This is a genomic window from Spiribacter pallidus (assembly GCF_040838495.1).
Lineage (GTDB): Bacteria > Pseudomonadota > Gammaproteobacteria > Nitrococcales > Nitrococcaceae > Spiribacter > Spiribacter pallidus.
In genome coordinates, this window is record NZ_JBAKFM010000002.1 from 1 (window position 1) to 4,621 (window position 4,621).

General features: G+C 64.1%; 1 protein-coding gene. It reads left to right on the top strand.

All coding sequences use genetic code 11. The annotated features are described in order from the left end of the window. Positions 1-4,621: beta strand repeat-containing protein (locus tag V6X73_RS03475; protein ID WP_367981390.1), on the top strand; the 4,621-nt coding region annotated here is incomplete at both ends.

Sequence of the window (4,621 nt, forward strand, 5' to 3'; positions counted from 1 at the left end):
CGCGCGGCGGGCAACGACGCCGAGGACGATAGCGAGGAGGAAGCCTCCGAAGAGAAAGACACCGAGGAGAAATCCGAAGGCGATACCAAGGAGGAGTCCGACAGCGGCTCGAAAGACAGCAGCGAGGGCGATACCGAGGGCGACGACGGTGGCGAGACGTCGAGCACCGACAGTGGTGGTTCGTCGCCTGAGGACAACACGGAGAGCGACACCCAGAGTGACGACGGTGGCGAGTCGTCCATCAGTGGGTCAGACAAGCCGGCCGATCGTGGTGACGAGCGGCCGCTGATCAACATCGCGTCGTCGGTTCGCATTGACACCAGCGTTCGCTCGCAGGTGGCAGCGGATGTTGCCTCGGCCAGTGGTGAGGATGCCAATCTCGATGCCGACGCCAAGGCAGCGGGATCGGTGGAGATGATCGCCGAGTCGCGGCCCGCCGCCGCGGTGAACGAGGGGGCCCAGGCCGGAGCCAACGACTCGGGCGTATCCGATAGTGGCGGCACTGACGCGCTGCCGGAGCCGGAGGCGTTTGTGGTCATGCGGCCGGACATCCGTCTCGCCGGCGAGGTGGATGTGACCTCTGAGACCCTGGGCGGTGAGGTAACGCTTCGCGCTGAGCACATTCAGCTTGAGGCCGGCTCGTCCATTGATGCCCGTGGCGGCACTGGCGGAGGCCAGGTGCACCTGGATGCGAGCGCGGGGGAGGCGCTGCGCCCGGAGGATTCCGACGCTCCGACGGAGACCGTGAGCCGGATTCAGGCGGCTGGCCGGATCAATGTCTCCTCGGGCGGTGGCAAGGGTGGCCGGGTGAAGCTCGAGGGCGAGGACATTGAGCTTGAGGCCACCGCCGAGGTGGATGCCAGCGGTGCCACCGGTGGTGGTGATGTATTGGTGGGCGGTGACTGGCAGGGCGGCGCTAACGACGAGCGCCGCGTGCTGGATAGCCCCAATGCTATGACCGAGGCCACCACGGTCACCATGCAGTCTGGCGCTACCATTAATGCCAGCGCCACCGACAACGGCGACGGCGGCACGGTTGTGCTCTGGTCGGCGGTCTCCAACCCCGACTCCATCACCGCCGTGCACGGCGAGATCTACGCCAAGGGCGGTATCAACGGCGGCGACGGCGGCCAGATCGAGACCTCGGGCGCCACGCTCCATACCGAGGGCGTGCGCGGCTCGGCTGCCTCCCGGGGTGGCGAAGCGGGTGAGTGGTTGTTCGACCCGTACGACTTCACCATTGATGCCGCGGCAGCGACCGACATCGTGACCCTGCTGGAAGGCGGCACCGACGTCACGCTGGACACCACAACGGCACAGCCCCAGGAAGGGCTTGGGCTGACGGGTGTTAATGGCAACGGGGATATAACGGTTGCGTCGGCCATTGTTATGGCCACGGAAGAAGCTGAGAGTGATGGCCCCGTCGAAGGCGGCGAGCCAACAACGCCTGTCACTCCCGGCAACTTCACGCTGGATGCCGATGGCGATATCCTCGTCAATGCCAATATTGACATTGCCGGCGCGCTGACGCTGACTAGTGTGGGGGATATCACCGTTGACGCGGCGCTCACCGGTCAGGGCGATGACAAATCCTTTGCGTTCAACAGCACCAGTGGTGCCGTCGCTATTAACGCGGATGTTGACACTCAGGGCACGCTCACGGTCGATACCGGCAACAGTCAGAACATTAACGTAGCGGCGGATATCACCACCGCCGGTACGCAGACCTACAACGACACGGTGGTCCTCGATCGCGCCAAGCGGACATTCACATCCACCGCCGGCGACATCGTCATCAATGGCGATTTGACCGCGCCGCTGCCGCTGCCGAAAGGTGCATGGTTTGCCGGAGAAAGTGGTAAAGAAATAACCCAGACCTGGCAGGTGCCGGATTCCGTCGATGAGGTCGAGCTTTGGCTCGTCGGTGGCGGTGGCAGCGGTGCTACGCTCAATGATAACCGCTCCAGCTCCGGCGGCGGTGGCGGTGCCGGCGGATTGGCCTACAAGGTCTTCAATGCCAACACGGGTGAAACCATCGCTCTGGTATTGGGCTCGGGTGGTGTGGTAAAGCCGCAGTTCAGCGACGGTAACGACGGCGCAGACACGACAGCAACCTACCAAGGGGCAGTGGTCGTCGCCGAAGGCGGCGCTGGCGGTACCCACAATGACCGGGACAACGCCCCCGGGGGCGGTGCCTCTGGCGCCGATGACTTCGCCAAGGGCGGAGAGGGGCATTGGGGCGACAGCTACTTTGGCGGCGGTGGCGGCGGCGCCGTTGGCGGCAGCGAAGGCGGCAGAGGCGTTTGGACAACCAACGGCGGCGACGGTGCCGATAGTCAGGATGTGCTTGGACTCAACGCGGCACTGACGGTCGCTGGCTTCTACCAAGATCTCCCCGAGGTGAACGCAATCGGCGCTGGCTCGGGCGGACCGGGCTCAGAGGACGGCGCTTACAACAGTAGAGGCTATGGCCATGGTGACGACGCCACCGGATTTGGCGGTGGCGGTGGTGGCGGTTATGGCTTTGGCGGCTACGGTGGCAAAGGCCTCTATGGCGGCGGCGGTGGCGGTGCCAGTGGGGGCGTAACGGAGCCCCAGCGCGGCGGACAGGGCGGCGTCGGCGTTGCTGTCATTAATTATGAAATCAGGGGTGGATCAGCCGTTCTCAACGCGGCCAACGGCGATGTCACGGTTGGTGGCGATGTGACCGCCGACGAGGTGACGGTCAGCACTGGCGGGAGCAGCTCCGCGGTGACCGGTGATGTCAGCCTCACCGGCAGCTTGACCAAACAGGGTGACGGCAGCCTCAGTGTCAACGCGATCGAGGCGGCCGGTTCAAACACCGATATCGAAGCGGTTAACGTTGAGGCCGGTACCCTCGATATCGGCGCCACGAATAACGACGGTGCCATTGCGAGTGAGAAAATCACGGTTGATGCCGGCGCGACGCTGGAGTTGCATCGGGACGCTCAGACGGCCGGCACGCCTTATGAAATCACAGCGAACATGGCTGGCGGCGGTGGTTTCGCCAAATACGGTGACGAGGCGGTTACTCTTAGCGGTGCCATCACGCACACCGGCACGATGACCATCGATGACGGCTCGGTGAAGATCCTGCAGGACAGCGGCACGGTTACCACCGGTGACTTCCAGGGCACCGGCGAGCTCACCATTGAGTCCAAGGCAGACAGCTTTGACTCGACGTTCATGCTCGAGGGCGGCAAGTACGACAACCTCTCCGCGCTTACCATTGGCAAGGCCAGCAACACCGCCAAGATCAACGTGAGCTCGGACGCGCCTGGGGTGGACCTGGCTGTGGGCGGTTCGCTGACCCTCCATGGTGACGTCTCCCTGAGGACCGACGTAACCAGCGGAGGTACTCAGACCTATCATGATGACGTTAACGTTGGTGGCGTGGATGTCAGCTTTACCGCTAATAGCGGTGATGTGATCTTCAAGGGCGACGTAACCGCGCCCGTTGAAACGCAAGACTTCGTCCATTTTTTCGCGGGCAGCGATAATCAGCGCTCTGCCAGCGGAACCCTGAGCATTCCCGTCGGCGTAGCTGAAGTCGACGCTTGGGCCATCGGCGGTGGTGGTGCCGGTGGTGGCACCTACCACGGTCGCGGTGGTGCCGGCGGCGGCGCCGGTGGCGTGACATTTTTCACTTTCCAGACCGATGGCGGCGAGATCAGTTACTACGCTGGTGAAGGCGGTGGTGCCCGGAGCGGCTACTACGCGGGGTATGACGGCGAAGATTCCACCGTCAGTTATGGGGCGCATACCATCGTGGGTGGCGGCGGCAGTGGCGGTCCTCACAACAGTAGCTCCGGCGGTGCCGGTGGCGAAGGTGAAGGGGGGCAAACCACGCAGGGGGGCAGCGGCAGTCCCAGCAGCAATGCGCCTGGCGGTGGCGGTGGTGCCATCGGTGGCGTGAATGCCACCAACCAGAGCGCCAGTAATGGTGATGATGGTGCCGCGAGTGCCGATGTCTACGGGCTCGCGGATATCCTGGATCAAGTCAACGAAAACCTGCCTGCGATCGGCGGCGATGGCGGCGATGGCGGCAGTTATCACGGCAATCGCTCTGGTGACAGTGCCGTAGGATTTGGTAGCGGCGGTGGTGGCGCCGGGCGGGATACCTATTACGGTGGGGATGGAGGGGATGGTGCCTACGGCGGTGGCGGCGGCGGCGCTGCCACCGGGCCAAACTATACCCGGCAGCGACCGGGCGGGCTGGGCGGCCGCGGCGCGGTCGTGCTCAGCTATCGGGTCACCGCGCACGGAGTGGTCATCAACGCCCCCAGCGGTGATGTCCAGGTCGATGGTGATCTCAGCGCGCGCGATGTCACGATTGAGACGGGGAGTAACAGCTCTCAGGTCACCGGCAAGGTCGATCTGTCAGACAGTGGCAGCGGCTTGACCAAGCAAGGTACCGGCAACCTTAAGCTCACCGCCGATAACACATTTACCTCGGATACTCGCATCAACGCCGGCACGCTGCAGATCGGTGACGGCGGCGCCACCGGTGCGCTTGGCAGTGAGAGCATCAAGATCGGTGATGGGGCGACGCTGGATATCCGCCGCTCGGATAGCTACACGCTGTCCGGGGATATCACCG